A 19,483-nucleotide genomic window follows, 5' to 3' on the forward strand; every position below is an offset into this window, starting at 1 on the left:
ACAAGAGCGTGATTCATGGCCATGAATCCGGTTCTAAACTTCATGTTGTTCACCACTATGACAAAAATAGACAGATTAATCAGGATCAGTAATCCAAAAGTTACGGTAAATCAGGCTTGCTGCAAAGGCGGTCGGAAATTCACAATGAATCGCTTAGCTCAATTCCGATTACTCAGAGCCAATGTTAGCAAGGATGCATAAGGTCCGCTTCTCGCTCTTAGCCGACTGTCATAAACCGCTAAAAACAAAAAGCCCGCATCAGTTCCCTGAGCGGGCTTTTCAATAATCTTGGCTCCTCTGACTGGACTTGAACCAGTGACATACGGATTAACAGTCCGCCGTTCTACCGACTGAACTACAGAGGAATTGTCGGAACGCCGCGAATACTAATGATGCCGGCCGGATTTGTCAAAGCGCATTTTCTTTTAGGGGCGCGTTTGGCCAAATTCTCGCCAGGATGCTGATTTTACAAGCAAAACTCCATTATCTCAAGGTTCATAGGCGGTTAACATGGCCTATCTCCTTTCCGGACGTCTGCCCAGGCCGGGTTGGGTCGGGCTCGCGACTGATTGTCCAGTCATCGTCACGCCATTGTCCATTGTGTCCATAATGTTCATTTTCCCGCCCCGTTAGGCACATCTTGTGTCCGGTTCCCGACAAATGGTTTGCTGTTTGTTCATAACCCGGTCCTAAAATAATAACCGTTTTAAAATAAATTTATAAAAATCAATAAATTGTATATGACGTGCTTTTGGTACATTCCCTGCTTGATAGAAAAGGTCAATCCACTCACAGGAGAATGTTCATGGCTATCCGTCAATGCGCCATTTATGGCAAAGGTGGCATAGGTAAATCCACTACGACCCAAAACCTCGTGGCCGCCCTGGCCGAGATAGGCAAGAAGGTCATGATCATCGGTTGCGATCCGAAAGCGGACTCAACCCGGCTGATCCTTCATGCCAAAGCACAGAATACCATTATGGAACTGGCCGCCGAAGTCGGCTCGGTTGAAGATCTGGAACTGGAAGATGTCTTGCAGGTGGGCTATGCGGGCATCCGCTGCGCGGAGTCAGGCGGCCCGGAGCCGGGCGTGGGCTGTGCCGGCCGCGGCGTCATTACCGCCATTAACTTCCTGGAGGAAGAGGGCGCCTATGAGGACTCCCTGGACTTTGTTTTCTATGACGTACTGGGGGACGTGGTGTGCGGCGGGTTCGCCATGCCCATTCGTGAAAACAAGGCGCAGGAAATCTATATCGTCTGTTCCGGCGAGATGATGGCCATGTATGCCGCCAATAATATCTGTAAAGGCATCGTGAAATACGCCAAATCCGGCAAGGTGCGTTTAGGCGGGCTGATTTGCAATTCCCGCCAGACCGACCGCGAAGATGAACTGATTATCGCCCTGGCGGAAAAACTGGGCACGCAAATGATTCATTTCGTACCCCGGCACAATATCGTGCAGCGGGCGGAAATCCGCCGCATGACCGTGATCGAATACGATCCTACCTGCGATCAGGCGAATGAATACCGCACCCTGGCGAAAAAAATCGTTGATAACAAACTGATGGTGATCCCGACGCCGGTGACTATGGACGAATTGGAGGCGCTGCTGATGGAATTCGGCATTTTGGATGTGGAAGACGAAAACATCATCGGCAAAACCGCCGCGGAAGAAGCGCAGTCCGTCTGATATCAACCTGCGTCAGTCCCTGAGCCGGCTACGGCTGGCTTAGGACATCAAGCCCACTATTTCTCGTAAAGGATATCGCCATGACCGATATTACCGGCGAACAAACCCTGGCGCTGATTCAGGAAGTGCTGGAAGTTTTCCCTGAAAAAGCCCGTAAAGAACGTGCCAAGCATTATATGCTGAGCTCCCCGGAAATGGAGAGCGTCGGTAAATGCATCACCTCCAACCGGAAATCGCAGCCTGGCGTCATGACGGTGCGCGGCTGCGCCTATGCCGGCTCGAAGGGGGTGGTGTTCGGACCTATCAAAGACATGGCCCATATTTCCCATGGCCCTATTGGCTGCGGTCAATATTCCCGCGCCGGACGCCGTAACTATTATACCGGCTACAGCGGCGTAAATGCGTTCGGTACGCTGAATTTCACCTCTGATTTTCAGGAAAAGGACATTGTGTTCGGCGGCGATAAAAAGCTGGCCAAGCTGATAGAAGAGATGGAAACGCTGTTTCCGTTAACCAAGGGGATTTCGGTTCAATCGGAATGCCCGGTGGGCCTTATCGGCGACGATATCGAAGCGGTGGCGCGGGAAGCGCAGAAAAAACTCGACAAACCGGTGGTGCCGGTGCGTTGCGAGGGGTTCCGCGGCGTGTCCCAGTCTCTGGGCCACCATATCGCCAACGATGTGGTGCGTGACTGGATCCTGTCCAATCGTGACGAAAAAGAGTTCGAAACCACCCCTTATGACGTCGCCATTATCGGCGATTACAATATCGGCGGCGATGCCTGGGCTTCACGGATCCTGCTACAGGAAATCGGCCTGCGCGTAGTGGCGCAGTGGTCCGGCGACGGCACCCTGGTGGAAATGGAGAATACGCCGAAGGTGAAATTGAACCTGGTGCACTGCTACCGCTCAATGAACTATATCTCCCGTCATATGGAAGAAAAATACGGCATTCCCTGGATGGAATACAACTTCTTCGGCCCGACCAAAATAGCCGAATCCCTGCGCAAAATCGCCGCGCTGTTCGATGAGCATATACAAGCCCAAACCGAACAGGTCATTGCCCGCTACCAGGGGCAAACCGAGGCCGTGATTGCCAAGTACCGTCCGCGTCTGGAAGGCAAGCGGGTGCTGTTGTATCTCGGCGGCCTGCGTCCCCGTCATGTTATCGGCGCTTATGAGGATCTGGGAATGGAAATCGTCGGCAGCGGCTATGAATTTGCCCATAACGACGACTATGACCGCACCTTGCCGGATCTGCATAAGAGTACTTTATTGTTTGACGATGCCAGCAGCTTTGAGCTGGAAGAGATCATCAAAATCCTCAAACCCGACCTGATAGGTTCCGGCATCAAAGAGAAATACATCTTCCAGAAGATGGGCTTCCCTTTCCGGCAGATGCACTCCTGGGACTATTCCGGTCCTTATCACGGCTACGACGGTTTTGCCGTTTTCGCCCGGGATATGGACATGACGTTGAACAATCCGAGCTGGACCCAAATGACTGCGCCGTGGCTAAAAACCGCCTGAGATTGCCTGCTTGCTAAACCCGTCGGTTCACAGATTTGTGGCGCGGGAGGAGAGAATCATGAGTCAGAGTGTTGAAAAAACCAAAGCCTGTTACCCGCTGTTTGAAGAGGCGGAATATCAGGCGCTGTTCAGTAGCAAACGCGACCTGGAAGAAGCCCACGGCGAGGCCCGGGTTAAAGAGGTCTTTGCGTGGACCACCACGCCGGAATACCAGGAGCTGAACTTTAAACGGGAAGCCCTGACCATCGATCCGGCCAAAGCCTGTCAGCCGCTGGGGGCGGTGCTCTGTTCCCTGGGGTTTGCCAAGACGCTGCCGTATGTGCACGGTTCCCAAGGCTGCGTGGCGTATTTCCGCACCTATTTCAACCGGCATTTCAAGGAGCCGGTGGCCTGTGTTTCCGATTCCATGACCGAGGACGCGGCGGTGTTCGGCGGCAACAAGAATATGAATGATGGCCTGCAGAACGCTTCCGCGCTCTACAAACCGGAGGTTATCGCCGTCTCCACTACCTGTATGGCGGAAGTCATAGGCGACGATATCAGCGCCTTTGTCGCCAACGCCAAAAAAGACGGTTTTGTGGACAGCAAGATAGCGGTGCCCTTTGCCCATACCCCGAGCTTTATCGGCAGCCACATTACCGGCTGGGATAATATGTTCGAAGGATTCGCCCGTGAATTCACCGACAAGAGCGCGGGCCGGGATTACCAGCCGGGCCGCAACGGCAAGATCAATCTGGTGACCGGCTTTGAAACCTACCTGGGTAATTACCGGGTTATCAAGCGCATGATGGAACAGATGGGGGTCGGCTACAGCCTGCTGTCCGATCCCTCCGAGGTACTGGATACCCCGGCGGACGGAGAATACCGCATGTACGCCGGCGGCACCACGCAGGAAGAGATGCGCGACGCCCCCAACGCCATCGATACCTTGCTGCTGCAGCCCTGGCATCTGCTCAAAACCAAAAAAGTGGTGCAGGAAGAGTGGCAGCAGCCGGCGACCCCGGTCAGCATCCCCATGGGATTGAACGCCACCGACCGGTTTTTGATGACCGTCAGCGAACTCACCGGCAAACCCATTCCCGCTGCCCTTACGCTGGAGCGGGGGCGGCTGGTGGATATGATGCTCGATTCCCATACCTGGCTGCACGGCAAAAGCTATGGCCTGTACGGCGATCCGGACTTTGTCATGGGCATGACCCAAATGCTGCTTGAACTGGGGTGTGAACCGACGGTTATCCTGTGCCATAACGCCAACAAGCGCTGGCAGAAAGCCATGAAAAAAATCCTGGCGGATTCCCCTTACGGCCAGGAGAGCGAAGTCTACATCAACTGCGACCTGTGGCACTTCCGTTCACTGATGTTTACCCGTAAACCGGATTTCATGATCGGCAACTCCTACGGCAAATTTATTCAGCGCGATACGCTGGCGAAGGGTGAGCAGTTTGAGGTCCCGCTGATTCGCATCGGTTTCCCGATCTTTGACCGCCACCATTTGCACCGCCTTTCCACCTGGGGCTATGAAGGCGCCATGACGGTATTGACCACCTTGGTGAACGCTTCGCTGGAAAAACTGGATCGCGACACCATGAAACTGGGCAAAACCGATTACAGCTACGATCTGATTCGCTAAGCCCTCCGCCCCGGATCTGTGCCGGGGCGGCTTTTGCTGGAGAACTGTGATGCCGAGTGTATTGTTCAGTGAAAAAAAAGATGGCTTGTATTGCTATATTGCCAAACAAGACCTGGAAGCGCGGGTTTTGCACATTGAGTTTGACGACGCGTCGTGCTGGGGCGGCAATGTCGAACTGGAGGGCGGCAAGTCCTATTATATTTATCCGCAACCGGGAAAACCGTCTCTTCCGGTGCGTCTGCGCGCCAGCAAAAGCGGCGGGGATGCTTCGGGAACAGGAGTATAAAAATGAATGTGCCAACAGACGATCCCTTATTCTGGCGCTTATTCGCCCTTGCGCAATTACTGCCGCAGTTTGCGCCGCAGGCCTTGATCCTCTGGCTGGAGCGGGAATGCCGGCAGCCCTTGTCGCCGGTCCTGCTGGCGCGGCTCGATCCCGCCGCGCTGGCACGGGACTTTCCCGCCGATGTCCCGCCGCCGTCGGCGGCGCAATGGCAGCAGGCGGCGGCCTGCCTGAAAGGTGATTTGCCAAGCCATCTCATTACGGACCCTGAGCGCGGGCAACCTTTGCAGCTGCGCGCCGCCTTTGCCTCCAGCAACGGCCTGATGGTGGACGGCCACTTTGGCCAAAGTACGTTGTTCTTTGTCTATGCCTTTGACGGACTCGAGCCTTTCCTGTATCAGGTACGCCGCTATCGCGACTTGCCTGACGGGCCGGAAGAGGGCAATGAAGCGCGGGCCAGGCTGTTAAGCGATTGCCATTTGCTGTTTTGCGAGGCCATCGGCGGCCCGGCCGCGGCCAGGGTCATCAGAAATAATATCCATCCGATTAAAATTAAGCCGCCCATGGATATCGGCCAACAGCTGCAAGCGCTGCAAACCATGCTCGGCGGCCGGATTCCGCCCTGGCTGGCGAAACGGCTGGGTAAGGCATCCCCTTATATCCAACATGACTTTTCTTTGTAAGCGAATTGATTTAGAGGACTTGGAATCATTTGCCAGCCGGTATCCGCGGGCTGGCTTTGTTATGGGTTCATTTTGTAATAAGCAATATTTTTTTGATATTTTCATTCCCGTGTTTTATAGCTAACTCCAATGGCGTCAAATTATCACCATCCTTGATATCCATATTGATATGACGATTTTCCAAAAGTGCCTCGACAATATCTTCACTGCCCATGGCGACGGCGATATGCAATGCTGTGCTGCCCGCCGTATTGCACCGGTTGATATCAAGATTGGGAAAAGGCAGTAACAGTTTAACGATACTCAATCGATTCTCTGTTACTGCTTTTATCAAGGGAGTAGTACGAGGGTTATCACCGTTAATGTTTATGGACTTATGGTTTATGATTTTTTTCGTGATGGAAAGATCTTTCGTCAAAGATAAAAACAAGGCCGAGTGCCCATCATTGTTGATGATGTTGATGTCGGTGCGTTTGTCATCTATAAGTTGCCTGATAATGATTTTTTTGCCACTGAATATGGCATAAATTAAAGCGGTATTCCCTTTGCAATCTTGAATATTGATATTGATATCACCATGTTTGAGTAATTTATTGCTTATCGCAAATATGCCCGTTTGTATCGCCATCATCAAGGGTGTTTTTCCTTTGTTGTCTTGAGGGTTGACGTCAATTTTTTTATATGAAAGCAAGTCAAGAAGTATTTCCCTTGAGTCTAACTTCACGGCCAAAGCCAACGCTGTTAATCCACTATTATCTTTGACGTTGATGTCGAGATCTGAACGAGTAAGAATGTAATCTATTAATATCCTATTTCTAAAAATAATTGCCGCCATCAGTAGCGTGGTGCCATTTTTGTAAGTATTATTTATAGGAAGTCTATTCTCTGTAAAGAAATGCGTGGCGGCTATAAAAATCGCAGGATGTTCTATTTCATAAAAGACATTTTCTGGATTATCAAGCCATTCTACATTTAAATTATTTGTGATTTGATTAATATCAGAATTGATAATAGAAAATTTAAGTAAATCTTCATCGAGAACGCCGCTTATTTTTTCTCTTTTCAGAATGTTCAAAGTAAGAGGAAATTGGATACAGTTTGACTTGTTCTCAATCCAATAAAAACCTTCAATGTATCTGATTCTTATTTTTATTGTCTCCATTGCCAACTGAATCTGGAAATAACGCTGGCTGATATCATGTTTCGCTAAAGCAGTAGCAATAGCGCTATAAATCATTTCAGGATATTCCAAAACAAACTCATTGATGCCTTTGTCAAATTTAACACAATCCGTAAAACATAAAAAAGGATAGTTTTTCCGCAAATAATTATTTATATTACTTGTTTTCTCTGAAGACAGGACTTTTTCTTTTGCTTTACAGTGGCGTTTTTTTAAGATAGTCAAAACGCCGTTATAAACTTCGTTCCCTAGGGAACTAATGATTTTCCCAAGGGAAATATCCCTAGTCAAATTCTGCATTAAATCACAAAGTGTGTCATCTGTCTCGGCGATTTTTTCAAAATCAATGGTTTTATCGCCAATCACATAATCAATGCCCCAAGGGGTGTCTCTTAACTGATACTTATATGCATTGATATATTCATCATTGCGGGATAATCCATGCATTTTTATGGCATATTCAAAAACTTTTTTTTCGATGAGTTGTTTTTTGATTATCCAGATTTTTTCGTAGATTTCGTTAGTGACTATACTGTTTATTTTTTCAAAAAATGCAGGGATGATATTCAATGCTATTCCAAGACCTTTTTCAATATAAATGTACATCCTTCTCAGGTCATCTTGAATCTCAGGAGTGTTTTTTTTTGCCACCAGCAGCATGATGCTATGCAAATATCGCCAGGAATCATGATAAAGGTTCAGTTTTAAGGGTTCGGGAATGCAGTCCGTGCACGAAAGTTCTTCAATAAATTGATTGATTATTTTGTCAACATTACCTGCTGCATTCCCTTGGCGTGAAATTTCATGCAACAAAATTTCAATCTGGGATAAATAGAATTGATACGGTTTATCTGGATTGTCTTCGGAAATATTATCATTGCGCTGAAGAATGTGATACATCTGCGCATCAGGGGAATCAGCATGAGAGAAGAATGTTCTTGTTAAAGAAGAGGCTGGAGTCTGTTGTAAATTGAATGGCACAGTTATATTGCCATTTATATTGTTTTCTATTGGCATAGTTACTCGCTGCAATAATATTTTATAGTAAGAGTAGAACGTTGTTTATGACCGTGCCCGGAGCTTAATGTATTAACATTCAATCATAAGTCAATCTTCCCAGCTTCCAATTTATTTTTTCTAAAAGAGATTTGTCCATTGGCGGCGCGCTGCTTGCCGATACCCGCATCTTCGGCAATCTGTTTTATCCATTGTCTGGTTTGTCGTATTCGTGACAATAAAAATAGCTTATAAATCAGCAGGTAAAGGCTGGCCTCTGAATTGCATTGGATGTGCAATGGGTAAAATAACGCCGCTTGGCTGAGAGTTCATGATGAATAATAACGACATTGCCGCCCTGTTTGTGGAACCCGCCTGTGAACACAATGGCAAACACAAAACCGGTTGTAAACCGCCCAAGCCCGGCTCCACCGCAGGCGGCTGCGCTTTCGACGGCGCGCAGATCACGCTGCTGCCGGTGGCGGATGTGGCCCATCTGGTGCATGGTCCCATCGGCTGCGCGGGGAGTTCCTGGGACAATCGCGGCAGCCGCAGCTCGGGACCGGAGTTGAACCGGCTGGGTTTCACTACCGATCTCAGCGAGCAGGATGTCATCATGGGGCGGGGAGAGCGCCGACTGTTTCATGCGGTCCGCCACATTGCCGAACGCTACCGGCCGGCGGCAATCTTTATTTACAATACCTGCGTACCCGCCATGGAAGGGGATGATATCGAGTCAGTGTGCCGCTCGGCATCCGCCGCCGCCGGCATTCCGGTGATTGCGGTGGACGCCGCCGGTTTTTACGGCAGTAAAAACCTCGGTAACCGTATTGCCGGCGACGTCATGCTGCGTCAAGTGGTGGGGCAACGCGAGCCGGCGCCCTGGCCCAGCGATTATCCGGTAGCGGAAAGCCTGGGGCATAGTATCGGCCTTATCGGCGAATACAACATTGCCGGTGAGTTCTGGCAGGTGCTGCCGCTGTTGGATGAATTGGGAGTGAGGGTGTTGTGCACCCTTTCCGGCGATGCGCGCTTTGCCGAAATCCAAACCCTGCATCGTTCCGAAGCCAATATGCTGGTATGTTCCCGCGCCTTGATCAATGTGGCCCGCCAGTTGAAAGAACAGTACGGCACTCCCTGGTTCGAGGGAAGTTTTTATGGTCTGCGCGAAATGTCTTCCTCCTTGCGCCAACTGGCGGGATTGCTGGGGGATGAGGATTTAATCGCCCGTACCGAGACCCTTATCGCCCGCGAAGAAGCCTTCGTCCAATCGAAATTGGCGCCCTGGCGCGATCGGCTGCGGGGGAAACGGGTTCTGCTCTATACCGGCGGGGTTAAATCCTGGTCGGTAGTGTCGGCGCTGCAGGATCTGGGGATGGACGTGGTGGCCACCGGCACCCGCAAATCAACCGAAGAGGATAAGGCCCGCATCCGCGCGCTGATGGGCGAGGACGCTCTGATGATGGATGAGGGCAATCCCCGCCTGCTGCTGGACACAGCCTATCGCTACGGCGCCGATATGATGATTGCCGGCGGCAGGAACATGTATACCGCTTATAAGGCCCGGCTGCCGTTTCTTGATATCAACCAGGAGCGCGAAGAGGCATTCGCCGGTTACCAAGGCATGGTAAATCTGGCGGCGGCGGTATGCCGTACATTGGAAAGTCCGGTCTGGCCGCAGGTCAACCGTCCCGCGCCCTGGCACTGAAAGGCTGAGGAGAAGAAAATGACACAGGTCGTCCGTTCCGTTAAACCGCTAGCCGCCAGTCCGATCAAAAGCGGACAGCCCCTTGGGGCCATCCTGGCCGCTATGGGGCTGGAAAATTGCATCCCGCTGGTTCATGGCGCGCAGGGGTGCAGCGCTTTCGCCAAAGTATTTTTTATCCAGCATTTCCATGAGCCCATCCCCCTGCAATCCACCGCCATGGAGCCGATTACCACCATTATGGGGGCTGACAATAATATTTCCGCCGCGCTGCAAACCTTATGCGAACGTAACGCGCCGCGCATTATCGTGCTGTTAAGCACCGGCCTGTCGGAAGCCCAGGGCAGCGATTTAAGCCGGGCGGTGGCATTATTCCGCGAAAGCCATCCCAAGCACCGGCAGGTGGGGATATTAACCGTCAGTACGCCGGATTTTTACGGTTCGATGGAAAACGGTTATGCCGCGCTGCTGGAAAGCTTGGTACAGCAATGGATACCCGCCGTACCTCCGGCGGGTATCCGCAATAAACGGGTGAATGTGTTTCTCAGCCATATGATGACCCCCGGCGATCAGGAGCTGATTCGCAGCTATGTGGAAGCGTTCGGCTTGCAGCCCGTCATGGTGCCGGATTTGACCCAATCCCTGGACGGCTATCTGGCCTGCGGGGATTACCACTCTCTGACCCAGGGAGGAACGCCGTTTCGTCTGATGGAGCAGCTGGGACAAAGCGCCGCGAGTTTCATTATCGGCGTCTCGCTGCAGCGGGTGGCCGCGCTGCTGGAGCCCCGTAGCCGGGGAGAATGCTTTCGTCTGCCGCATTTGATGACGTTACAACAAATGGATGAATTTATCCTGCAATTGCACCGTATTTCCGGGCGGGAGGTGCCGGCCTGGATCGAGCGCCAGCGCGGGCAATTGCTGGATGCCATGATTGATTGTCACGGCGCGCTGCAAGGCAGCCGACTGGCGATGGCCGCGGAGGCGGACCTGCTGCGGGCATGGGTGGATTTCGCCCGGAGTCAGGGAATGGATGTGGGCAGCGTGGTGGCGCCGGTGAACCAGCCGGGCCTGGCGGCGCTGCCGGTGGAAACCGTCGTCCTGGGGGATTTGGAGGATTTGTCGGATTTGCTGGCGGCTAACCCGGCGGATATGATTTTTGCCAACTCCCATGCCGCCGGCCTGGCGGAGCGGCTGGATATTCCGCTTATACGCACCGGCTTTCCCATTTATGATCGGCTGGGAGAATTTCGCCGTACACGCCAGGGATATGCCGGTATGCGCGATACGCTGTTCGAATTGGGCAATGTCATGGAACATCGCCGGCATCACCAGCCGGTTTATCACTCTCCCCTTAAGCAGGATTTTTCCCGGATTCCCGCCGAACAGGACAGCGGATTATGATTAACTTCCAGCGCAATTTGCGGGTGACCACCGATTCGGACTCGGATTATACCCTGCGCGTCGCCTTCGCCAGCTCCGATTTACATCATGTCAATCAGCATTTCGGTTCGACGCCCCGGCTGGCGATTTACGGCGTGAAGCCGGATCGGGTCAATCTGTTGCAAGTAACGGATTTCATGATTCAGCCGGGACACGATTTGGATAAATTGGCCGGCCGCATCGCTGCGCTGGACGGCTGTCTGTCGCTGTATTGCGTGGCGGTGGGGGAGAGCGTATTCCGGCAACTGCTGCGGGTGGGCGTCAGGGCGGTAAGCGTCCCCGCCGCTACGTCCATCGCCCTCCTGCTGACGGAGATACAGGAAAACTGGAATGCTCCCTGTCTGCAACGCCATCAGGCCAAACGGGATCCGCACCGTTTCGAGCATTATCAACAGGAAACCCATTGGGAAGAGGACGAGTATTAATTGTGTCATTTCTCTGACAAAACCGACAACCCACCCCGACATGTTCGGGGTTTTTTATCGGCAGGGTGCGGCTATCTTATTGAAAAATCGCTAAAGATGTGACTGGCATCACATTTGCTCCTTATCTATGACCCTCTTGCGGAGCGACAACATGATTCAGATCGAAGCGGAAGCCTTGCAACAGCTCCTGGCCTTGCAGCAGCAACTCACCGAACCCTGCGCCGGTTTACGCATCAGGCTGCAAGGCGACGGTTGCCAGGGCGGGCAGGTGACCCTGGAGTGGACGCGACGGCTACGGGAAGAGGATTACCCCGTCAGCTATCAGGGGCTGGTCTTGATAGCCGCCATCACGCACTGGCCCTATCTGCACCGGGCGGTGATCCAGGCGGGCGCCCAGGGGCAGGAGCCGGGAATATGGATTGAACTACAACTGCAGGGGACAGCCTGTCACTGCGACAATCAGGTATGCGCAACACCACAGACAATGCTGTGAGTAGGAGAAAAATTTATGTGGAATTATTCAGAAAAAGTTAAAGATCATTTTTTTCATCCGCGTAATGCCAAAGTCGTCGAACAGGCGAACGCTATCGGGGATGTCGGCTCCATCAGCTGCGGCGATGCGCTCCGGCTGATGCTGCGTGTGGATCCGGCCACTGAAATCATCGAAGAGGCAGGATTCCAGACCTTTGGCTGCGGCAGCGCCATTGCGTCGTCGTCCGCCCTGACCGAACTGATTATCGGCCGCACCCTCACCGAAGCCTCGCAGCTGACCAATAAACAGATAGCCGACTATCTCGACGGTTTGCCGCCGGAAAAAATGCATTGTTCGGTGATGGGTCAGGAGGCGCTGCGGGCCGCTATCGCGCAATTTCGCGGCGAAGCGCCGGAAGCGGATCATGAGGAAGGGGCGCTGATCTGTAAATGCTTCGGCGTTGACGAAGGCCATATCCGCCGGGCGGTGTTGCAAAACAACCTCACGACGCTTGAGGATGTGATTAATTACACCAAGGCCGGCGGCGGCTGCACCTCCTGCCATGAAAAAATCGAACAAACCCTGAGCGAAATCCTGAGCCAACAGCCGGTGGTGGCCAAGGCGCCGGAAAAACCCCGCGACAAGAACTGGCTGGCGGTGGAGGAGGTGATCGCCGGGCTGCGTCCGCATATCCAGGCCGACGGCGGCGATATGCGGCTGCTGGATGTCACTGAAAAGCAGGTGACGGTATCCCTCTCCGGCAGTTGCAGCGGCTGCATGATGACCGATATGACCCTGGCCTGGCTACAGCAGAAATTAATCGAACGCCTGGGCCGTTTTATGCATGTGGTGTCGGATACAGCCACCCTTTCCACCAGCGCAGTGTGAGGCAAACCGATGAAACCTGTTTATCTGGATAATAACGCCACCACCCGTATCGATCCCATGGTGCTGGAAGCGATGATGCCGTTCCTGAGCGAACATTACGGTAATCCTTCTTCCATCCATGATTTCGGCCGGCCCGCCGGCATCGCGCTGGAGCGGGCGCGGGAGCAGGTAGCCAGCCTGCTGGGCGCCCGCCACGACAGTGAAATCATTTTTACCTCGTGCGCCACCGAGGCCACCTCCACGGCTATCTTGTCGGCGGCGGAAGCCTACCCGGAACGCCGGGAAATCATCACCACCGTCGTAGAGCACCCCGCGACGCTGCAGGTGTGCGAACGTTTGGAGCGCCAGGGCTACGTTATTCACCGCGTGCCGGTAAACGGCGAAGGGGCGCTGGACTTAGGCATTTACCGGGCGGCCTTGAGCGATAAAGTGGCGCTGGCCACCGTGATGTGGGCCAATAACGAAACCGGGGTCATCAATCCGGTACGGGAGATGGCGGAGCTGGCCCATCAGGCGGGCGTCCTGTTCCATTGCGATGGGGTGCAGGCGGTGGGGAAGATTCCGGTCTCGCTGGCGGATACTGAAATCGATATGCTGTCCTGTTCCGGTCATAAGTTTCACGGCCCCAAGGGCGTCGGCGCGCTCTATGTCAGGCGCGGCACCCGCTTTAGGCCCCTATTGCGCGGCGGGCATCAGGAACGGGGCCGGCGCGCGGGTACCGAAAATATCGCCGGCATCGTCGGCATGGGGACGGCGGCCGAGCTGGCGGATATTCATCTGCCGCTGATGGCGGCCCAGATTGCCGTCCTGCGGGACCGGCTGCAGCACAGCATCACCAGCGCCATTCCTTATACCCTGGTAATGGGCGGCACCCAGCCGAGAACGCCGAATACGGTGAATATCGCCTTTGAATATATCGAGGGGGAGGCGATTTTGCTGTTGCTCAATCACTGCCGGATCGCCGCCTCCAGCGGCAGCGCCTGCACGTCCGGTTCGCTGGAACCTTCCCACGTCATGCGCGCCATGGGCATTCCTTATACCGCCGCCCACGGCACTATCCGTTTCTCCTTATCCCGCTATACCCGCGAAAAAGAGATCGAGTATGTCATTGAGCAGCTGCCGCCGATGATTGGCCGCCTGCGGGCGCTTTCACCCTACTGGCAGGGAGATCACCCCATGATGGCGGCGGATGCCGGCGGTTTTGTCCCCACTTACGGTTAAGCACAGGAACAGACCAATGACCGCTATCGTGATTAACGACACCACGCTGCGCGATGGTGAACAAAGCCCCGGCGTGGCCTTCAGCGCCGTGGAAAAGCTGGCCATCGCCGTCGCGCTGACCGACATCGGGGTGGGCGAGCTGGAGGTGGGGACGCCGGCGATGGGTGATGAGGAGTGCCGGCGCATCGCCCTGGTGAGGCAGGCGTTGCCGGGCCAGACGCTGATGGCCTGGTGCCGCCTCAATCGCAAGGAGATCGGGCTGGCGGCGGATCTGGGACTGGATTGGGTGGATGTATCGCTGCCGGCCTCGGCCCAGATGCGCGATTATAAATTGCGCTTGAACTGGCCGCAAATGGCGCGGGAACTGGCAAGCCATATTCTTTACGCCCGCCGGTGCGGGCTGCGGGTGAGCGTGGGCTGTGAAGATGCCTCCCGCGCCAGCGACGAAGAGTTGGGACAGATAGCGCGAGCGGCCGGCGATGCCGGCGCGCTGCGGCTGCGTTTTGCCGATACCCTGGGAGTACTGGATCCTTTCGCCACCTACGACCGCATTAAGGCGTTACGTTGTCACTGGGATGGCGACATCGAAATGCACGCCCATAACGACCTGGGCCTGGCCACCGCCAATACCCTGGCGGCGGTGCGGGCCGGCGCCACCCACGTCAATACCACGGTAAACGGCCTGGGCGAAAGGGCCGGAAACGCGTCGCTGGAAAGCGTGTCCATGGCGCTGGAGACCTGTCTGCATAGGGACACCGGCATCCGTTTCGAACAATTGCCCGCCCTTTGCCGTCAGGTGTCCGCGGCGGCCCGCCGCCCCATCGACCCGCAGCAGCCCCTGGTGGGGGAACAGGTGTTTACACATGAATCGGGTATTCATGTCGCCGGTTTGTTGAAGAATGCCGCCTGCTACCAGAGCATCGATCCGGCCCGTTTCGGCCGCCATCATACCCTGGTGCTGGGCAAGCATTCCGGTCGTCACGCCGTGACGCGCATTTTTGCCGATTTAGGCTATACGCTGGCGGCGAGCCAGGCAGAGCAATTGCTGCTGGTGCTGCGCAGCCGCGCCGAGGTGTGGAAACACAGCCCGTCGGAGGCGCAGTTGCAGCAATTATATAACGAATTATTCGGCGTACCGGGACCGGACATGGGGCTGGCGCTCTGCTCAGGGGGGTGATATGGAATGGTTTAACGCAATACCGGGCATTGATGAGATTGATACCGCCGAGGGCTTTTTCGACTTTTTTGACTTGCCCTACGATCCGTCGGTTATCGTCGCCAAGCGCATGCATATCATGGGGGATTTTCACCAGCGGCTGGCCGCCATCATCACCGTGCCGCTGCGGGATATACCGGAGGGGGAAGACGGGGCGGCGGCGCGTAACAAGGCGTACTGGTCCCTGGCCCGGCATCTGCTGGGGTTGAGTTACGACCACTTTTTGCAGGGCACGCTGGCCGCACAGTCCGGTCTGGCGGTGTACCAGCGCAATAACGACAAGCGCTATTTCATACCGTTGAACGCCTTGAGCGAGGTGCGGCCATGAAACCCAGCTATGATTTCGGCTCCAGGGTCAGGGTTATCCGTTCGTTGCGCAATGACGGCACTTTCCCAGGCAAACCCCGCGGGGCGCTGCTGGTGCGTAAGGGCAGCATTGGTTATGTGCGGGAATGGGGCAGCTTTCTCCAGGATAATCTGATCTACCAGGTCCATTTTGTGGAAGATGACTGTATCGTCGGTTGCCGGGAGCAGGAACTGATTTCCGGCAGCGCGCCCTGGATTGCCGGCGAATTCCAGTACGGCGATTGGGTCAGCGCCGCGCTGCCCCTGGCCATTGCCGGCCAGCCGGTGGTGGTGGCGGGGCAGGTGGGGCAGATCATGGATGAAATCCGCGATCGGCAGCCCATGTCCTATGTAGTGCTGTTCGACGGCCGGTTATTCCAGGTGCCTGAAGCGGCGCTGGCGCCACAGGTTTGCGAAAGCTAAGGGGAGGCGGACCGCAATGCAGCAATGGCAGGTTTATACCCGTTTGACATTATCACTGTCTCTATACCGCAATCCGCCGTGGTTATTGAGCGCGGAGCAGTCCGACGAATTCGAGCGGCAATATCACCGCCAGGTCAGCCTCGAAAGCCGGATAGAGGAACAGGCCGCCGCATGGGACATGTTCGCTTCTGAAGGTGAGGTTCAGGCCGCCCTGGACGCATTGAATCTGCGGGTGGCCGCTCAGGAGGAGTGGCCGGCGCAGCTGGCGCGCAGCGGTTTGGATCGCAACGGCCTCTATCGGGCCATGGCTCATCAGGTCCTGCTGGAAAAAGTTCTGGCACAGGTAGCCGAACAGGCCCCAGGGCCGGACGAGCAGCGGGTGGTTGAGTGGTACAAAGCGCACCAGGGGCAGTTTATCCGGCCTGAGCAGCGCCAGTGCAGCCATATCCTGTTGACGGTGGACGAAGATCAGCCGGATTGCCAGCCTCGCGAGGTGCGCCAACGCATAGACGAGATACATGCTCGCCTGGCGGAGGACTTCGGACAGTTTCCCCTGCTGGCCCAGCGCCACTCCCAATGTCCCACCGCGCTGGACGGCGGCAATCTGGGCTGGGTCAGCCGCGGCTTGCTGTTTGAATCCCTGGATAAAACGTTATTCGGAATGTCGGCGCCGGGCATCAGCGGGGTGGTGGATAGCCCCATCGGGCTGCATATCCTCCATTACCGCGACATCCGCCCCGCCTCCACGCTGCCCCCTGACGAGGCCATAGCGTCGATTCGCCGGCAGTTCCGGGAAAAACTGCAAAAGCAGCACCAGCGGGTATGGCTGAAGGGGCTTCGCCCCTGATAGCGCTAATGATATCAGGCGCGGCAGTCTACAATGTTAATTAACCGGAAGCGGCGCATCGGTTAATAAACGATAATCCATAATGTCCCACCAGTCCTGTTGTTCAATATAGCGGTTGCTCCATTCCGGGCCTTCACACAGCTCAACTACCGATTTGCAATATTCTCCCAAGGCTTCGCTATCGGCGAACGAGACATAATGTTCCAGACAATAATCATCTTCACCCACGGTCCTTATATACCAGCGTTTGTTTTGTGCCATGGACAGTCGCCCATAGAACCATTTATCACGATCTGAAACCCATTGCCAAAATGCCGTAAGATCCCGGCGGGCACGCAGGGTAGGTTTATAAAGATACATAAGGTGCAACATAACGTTATCTCCTCGCCATCAAGATGTATTTATTTTATCTACCTTTCTAATGACATGCCCGGTTAGTGCACCAATGATAAAAAGGTATCCCTGGATGTTTTTTTAATCGGCACGGCCGGAGACAAAGGTCACTTTTTTTATACGAAAATTATCTAAGTATTTTATCGATTAAAATTTGATAGTGATCACGTTGTGAGATGCCTAAGAGAGAATGTTAAAAAAGAGTATGCGACAGGGCTGGAAAGGACATAGGAAGGCGTGTCAATCACTTTTTTAATAATCAAGCGTGAACCCATGAATAGACTGGTTTTTGAGAAATTATATAATAAACCTATGAAGCAGATTTTATTCATAGTCGTTTGATACTTCCCAGGGAGTACTACTGTTTCAAAGAAAATGAAAAGACATCATATTATGAGCAGACGTTTTCGGTCCTCTCTCTGGTTATATGATCTTTTTTTTTGCTAGCCTGTAGACCGATAAAAAGGCAAGAATGCATAATGTCCCCCTAAGCTTTTTCGTATTTATTCATCGACCTTCCACGGACGGAGTAATCCCATGATGCGTCTACAACTTGGCCAGCTCTATGATATTGAATATTCTTTAAATCCGATGAATCTTTTTTTCGGCGAAGTTCTGCTGCCGTTAGAGAGGCTGAATCCAGCCTATGCCGAAGAGGCCGTACGGCATCTGGCGGCTACATTCGAAATGCTGAGGGCCTGTTTCATTTTTAACGGTATCGACAGCCGGACAAATATCCTTTCCGCCGATGATCCCTGCTTCAACCAAGCGTTCGAATGCCGTCCATCATCCGTCTGCGCGGATACGCGACAGGCAGATCTTACGGAGTATGTGAATGAAACCAGAAAGAAAATGTCCGTCGGGATACCGCCTTTATTCCGGTATTGTCTTTTCACCAGCCATAACCCCCAACATCAGCGCGTGATATTTATCATCAGCCATTTGATATGTGACGGCATTTCCAGCAGGATCCTCTGGCGAGAATTTTCCCGGGCCTACCAGTGCGCGGCAACAGGGGGCGTCATTCCACGGCAGTGCAACCGGCATTACCGCCGACTTGGGCAGGAATTGATTAACCGGCACTATTCGCTGATGGGGCAGGAACGCATGTGTTTAACGCCCACGGCGGGTAAACGAATCGATATAATGGCGAGCGCGCTATCGAGGGATCGCCCGGTCTGCTTAATGAAGAACCGGCGTACCGAAACCCGGCGCTTTCATGGCGAATCCCTTGCGCAACTGCATTTTGCGGCTCGCGGCCAAGGATTGAGTTTATCGGAGTTTTTTCTGATTCTTCTGCTGCGAGCGCTTGCCTCAGTCTATGGCGAAGGTTTCGTCGCCGTCACGCTCTGGTTCGCGCCGCATTTTATCGGTGAGTGGCGAACGCCGGTATATGACCTGGTGGGCTCGGCGGCATTTCCAATGCCCGCATGGTTCTCAACGCAAGTTCATCAGGAGACAGCGGACGCCACCGTTGCCCTGAAACAGGGGTTATATGCCGCCATGGCGTGCGCCGCAGATTATGCCGCCTGGTTTTATGCGCCGGTCGCCATGGTACAAAGACCGACAATGCCGTCCATCAGCTTTAATTTCGTCGGCGATCCCCGGTTCTCGCCGGATATTCTTGCTTACCGGCTGGCCCCTGAAGAGGTGCGCATCGGCCGGGCCGATAATGAACTTGCCGAGTCCCCTCTCAGTTGTGAAATTGAGACCTACGGCGATATGCTTGAACTCACTTTGGCGGCGTATCCCGATGGGGGGCTGGCCTCTCTCCCTTCCTTGCTTTTATTCAATATAGAAAAGGAATTATTTCCGCTGCTGGCCGCTAAAAAATAAAAAAGCCATTATAAGCTTGTGATTGTTGGGAACTTCATATTACCAGTAATTAACTTAACCGTTTTCTCCTTTTGGTGAAGTTACGAGTGCCATTACCAGACTTTATGCTATATATATATTATAAAAAATAGTGAGTCTCAACGGCATCAATAATGCCAATAATGAGTGTGATTATATAATGTGGCAACTCGAAATTTTAGTGAAATTTTTTTTGATAAAAAAGTGAATAAAACAAGGTATTTTAAGATCTACATCGGGTGTTAATATCTATTAGGATGATT

The 19,483-nt window shown here is 53.6% G+C and carries 18 protein-coding genes and 1 tRNA gene; 16 read left to right on the forward strand and 3 right to left on the reverse strand.

Annotated elements, in window-relative coordinates; genetic code table 11:
- Positions 1-289 precede the first annotated feature (289 nt).
- Positions 290-365 (reverse strand) — tRNA-Asn (locus tag ACL2XJ_RS20870).
- Between the two features lie 440 nt (positions 366-805).
- Between ACL2XJ_RS20870 and nifH the strand changes: the two genes are divergently transcribed.
- The 5 genes from nifH to ACL2XJ_RS20895 all read left to right on the forward strand — a co-directional run bounded on the left by nifH (position 806) and on the right by ACL2XJ_RS20895 (position 5,815).
- On the forward strand, positions 806-1,690 hold the full coding sequence (nifH, locus tag ACL2XJ_RS20875) for a nitrogenase iron protein (RefSeq protein WP_132921731.1): 885 nt from the start codon (positions 806-808) through the stop codon (positions 1,688-1,690).
- Positions 1,691-1,770: 80 nt separating this feature from the next.
- On the forward strand, positions 1,771-3,219 hold the full coding sequence (gene nifD, locus ACL2XJ_RS20880) for a nitrogenase molybdenum-iron protein alpha chain (protein ID WP_132921730.1): 1,449 nt from the start codon (positions 1,771-1,773) through the stop codon (positions 3,217-3,219).
- Positions 3,220-3,277: 58 nt separating this feature from the next.
- Entirely contained in the window at positions 3,278-4,849 is a 1,572-nt protein-coding gene (nifK, locus tag ACL2XJ_RS20885) for a nitrogenase molybdenum-iron protein subunit beta (RefSeq protein WP_413724369.1), read from the forward strand.
- Positions 4,850-4,898: 49 nt separating this feature from the next.
- Complete coding sequence (nifT, locus tag ACL2XJ_RS20890; protein ID WP_132921728.1) at positions 4,899-5,135, forward strand: putative nitrogen fixation protein NifT; 237 nt, start codon at positions 4,899-4,901, stop codon at positions 5,133-5,135.
- Between the two features lie 2 nt (positions 5,136-5,137).
- Entirely contained in the window at positions 5,138-5,815 is a 678-nt protein-coding gene (locus tag ACL2XJ_RS20895) for a NifB/NifX family molybdenum-iron cluster-binding protein (protein WP_413724370.1), read from the forward strand.
- 67 nt (positions 5,816-5,882) lie between these two features.
- Here ACL2XJ_RS20895 and ACL2XJ_RS20900 read toward each other — a convergent pair whose 3' ends face one another.
- Positions 5,883-8,012, reverse strand: a complete 2,130-nt coding sequence (locus ACL2XJ_RS20900) for an ankyrin repeat domain-containing protein (RefSeq protein WP_413724371.1) — start codon at positions 8,010-8,012, stop codon at positions 5,883-5,885.
- 313 nt (positions 8,013-8,325) lie between these two features.
- Between ACL2XJ_RS20900 and nifE the strand changes: the two genes are divergently transcribed.
- The 10 genes from nifE (at position 8,326) to nifM (ending at position 16,973) form a co-directional block, all read left to right on the forward strand.
- Positions 8,326-9,699, forward strand: a complete 1,374-nt coding sequence (gene nifE / locus ACL2XJ_RS20905; protein ID WP_132927749.1) for a nitrogenase iron-molybdenum cofactor biosynthesis protein NifE — start codon at positions 8,326-8,328, stop codon at positions 9,697-9,699.
- Positions 9,700-9,717: 18 nt separating this feature from the next.
- Positions 9,718-11,097, forward strand: coding sequence for a nitrogenase iron-molybdenum cofactor biosynthesis protein NifN (gene nifN, locus ACL2XJ_RS20910; protein ID WP_413724372.1), 1,380 nt, complete (start codon positions 9,718-9,720; stop codon positions 11,095-11,097).
- Positions 11,094-11,561, forward strand: coding sequence for a NifB/NifX family molybdenum-iron cluster-binding protein (locus ACL2XJ_RS20915; RefSeq protein ID WP_132921725.1), 468 nt, complete (start codon positions 11,094-11,096; stop codon positions 11,559-11,561). Before nifN ends, ACL2XJ_RS20915 begins: the two co-directional genes overlap by 4 nt.
- 151 nt (positions 11,562-11,712) lie before the next feature.
- Complete coding sequence (locus ACL2XJ_RS20920; RefSeq protein WP_413724373.1) at positions 11,713-12,054, forward strand: hypothetical protein; 342 nt, start codon at positions 11,713-11,715, stop codon at positions 12,052-12,054.
- A 15-nt stretch (positions 12,055-12,069) separates the two neighbouring features.
- The gene (gene nifU, locus ACL2XJ_RS20925; RefSeq protein ID WP_413724374.1) at positions 12,070-12,921 is read left to right on the forward strand and encodes a Fe-S cluster assembly protein NifU; all 852 of its coding nucleotides are present in this window, start codon (positions 12,070-12,072) and stop codon (positions 12,919-12,921) included.
- A 9-nt stretch (positions 12,922-12,930) separates the two neighbouring features.
- Positions 12,931-14,142 carry a cysteine desulfurase NifS gene (nifS, locus tag ACL2XJ_RS20930; RefSeq protein WP_413724375.1) on the forward strand — a complete coding sequence of 404 codons (1,212 nt, stop codon included), beginning with the start codon at positions 12,931-12,933 and terminating at the stop codon, positions 14,140-14,142.
- Positions 14,143-14,158: 16 nt separating this feature from the next.
- A complete protein-coding gene (gene nifV / locus ACL2XJ_RS20935; protein WP_413724376.1) occupies positions 14,159-15,319 on the forward strand; it encodes a homocitrate synthase in 1,161 nt (386 codons plus the stop codon).
- Between the two features lies 1 nt (position 15,320).
- Positions 15,321-15,686: a nitrogenase-stabilizing/protective protein NifW gene (locus ACL2XJ_RS20940; protein WP_413724377.1), complete on the forward strand. Its 366-nt coding sequence runs from the start codon at positions 15,321-15,323 to the stop codon at positions 15,684-15,686.
- A complete protein-coding gene (locus tag ACL2XJ_RS20945; protein ID WP_132921719.1) occupies positions 15,683-16,126 on the forward strand; it encodes a nitrogen fixation protein NifZ in 444 nt (147 codons plus the stop codon). The genes ACL2XJ_RS20940 and ACL2XJ_RS20945 overlap by 4 nt, the downstream gene beginning before the upstream one ends.
- A 16-nt stretch (positions 16,127-16,142) precedes the next feature.
- On the forward strand, positions 16,143-16,973 hold the full coding sequence (gene nifM, locus ACL2XJ_RS20950; protein ID WP_413724378.1) for a nitrogen fixation protein NifM: 831 nt from the start codon (positions 16,143-16,145) through the stop codon (positions 16,971-16,973).
- Between the two features lie 36 nt (positions 16,974-17,009).
- Here the strand turns inward: nifM and ACL2XJ_RS20955 are convergent, their stop codons facing one another.
- Positions 17,010-17,345: a hypothetical protein gene (locus ACL2XJ_RS20955; protein ID WP_132921717.1), complete on the reverse strand. Its 336-nt coding sequence runs from the start codon at positions 17,343-17,345 to the stop codon at positions 17,010-17,012.
- A 558-nt stretch (positions 17,346-17,903) separates the two neighbouring features.
- Here ACL2XJ_RS20955 and ACL2XJ_RS20960 point away from each other — a divergent pair.
- A complete protein-coding gene (locus ACL2XJ_RS20960; RefSeq protein ID WP_413724379.1) occupies positions 17,904-19,202 on the forward strand; it encodes a condensation domain-containing protein in 1,299 nt (432 codons plus the stop codon).
- Positions 19,203-19,483 lie beyond the last annotated feature (281 nt).

This window comes from Sodalis sp. RH16 (genome assembly GCF_047324245.1).
Lineage (GTDB): Bacteria > Pseudomonadota > Gammaproteobacteria > Enterobacterales > Enterobacteriaceae > Acerihabitans > Acerihabitans ligni.

Excerpts from the sequence above, each read along its gene's own strand:
- nifS (WP_413724375.1), top strand. The coding sequence starts at position 12,931 with ATGAAACCTGTTTATCTGGATAATAACGCCACCACCCGTATCGATCCC.
- ACL2XJ_RS20920 (WP_413724373.1), top strand. The coding sequence starts at position 11,713 with ATGATTCAGATCGAAGCGGAAGCCTTGCAACAGCTCCTGGCCTTGCAG.
- ACL2XJ_RS20955 (WP_132921717.1), bottom strand. The coding sequence starts at position 17,345 with ATGTTGCACCTTATGTATCTTTATAAACCTACCCTGCGTGCCCGCCGG.
- ACL2XJ_RS20895 (WP_413724370.1), top strand. The coding sequence starts at position 5,138 with ATGAATGTGCCAACAGACGATCCCTTATTCTGGCGCTTATTCGCCCTT.
- ACL2XJ_RS20960 (WP_413724379.1), top strand. The coding sequence starts at position 17,904 with ATGATGCGTCTACAACTTGGCCAGCTCTATGATATTGAATATTCTTTA.
- ACL2XJ_RS20945 (WP_132921719.1), top strand. The coding sequence starts at position 15,683 with ATGAAACCCAGCTATGATTTCGGCTCCAGGGTCAGGGTTATCCGTTCG.
- nifK (WP_413724369.1), top strand. The coding sequence starts at position 3,278 with ATGAGTCAGAGTGTTGAAAAAACCAAAGCCTGTTACCCGCTGTTTGAA.
- nifM (WP_413724378.1), top strand. The coding sequence starts at position 16,143 with ATGCAGCAATGGCAGGTTTATACCCGTTTGACATTATCACTGTCTCTA.
- nifH (WP_132921731.1), top strand. The coding sequence starts at position 806 with ATGGCTATCCGTCAATGCGCCATTTATGGCAAAGGTGGCATAGGTAAA.
- nifD (WP_132921730.1), top strand. The coding sequence starts at position 1,771 with ATGACCGATATTACCGGCGAACAAACCCTGGCGCTGATTCAGGAAGTG.
- ACL2XJ_RS20915 (WP_132921725.1), top strand. The coding sequence starts at position 11,094 with ATGATTAACTTCCAGCGCAATTTGCGGGTGACCACCGATTCGGACTCG.
- nifE (WP_132927749.1), top strand. The coding sequence starts at position 8,326 with ATGAATAATAACGACATTGCCGCCCTGTTTGTGGAACCCGCCTGTGAA.
- nifN (WP_413724372.1), top strand. The coding sequence starts at position 9,718 with ATGACACAGGTCGTCCGTTCCGTTAAACCGCTAGCCGCCAGTCCGATC.
- ACL2XJ_RS20900 (WP_413724371.1), bottom strand. The coding sequence starts at position 8,012 with ATGCCAATAGAAAACAATATAAATGGCAATATAACTGTGCCATTCAAT.
- nifU (WP_413724374.1), top strand. The coding sequence starts at position 12,070 with ATGTGGAATTATTCAGAAAAAGTTAAAGATCATTTTTTTCATCCGCGT.
- nifT (WP_132921728.1), top strand. The coding sequence starts at position 4,899 with ATGCCGAGTGTATTGTTCAGTGAAAAAAAAGATGGCTTGTATTGCTAT.
- nifV (WP_413724376.1), top strand. The coding sequence starts at position 14,159 with ATGACCGCTATCGTGATTAACGACACCACGCTGCGCGATGGTGAACAA.
- ACL2XJ_RS20940 (WP_413724377.1), top strand. The coding sequence starts at position 15,321 with ATGGAATGGTTTAACGCAATACCGGGCATTGATGAGATTGATACCGCC.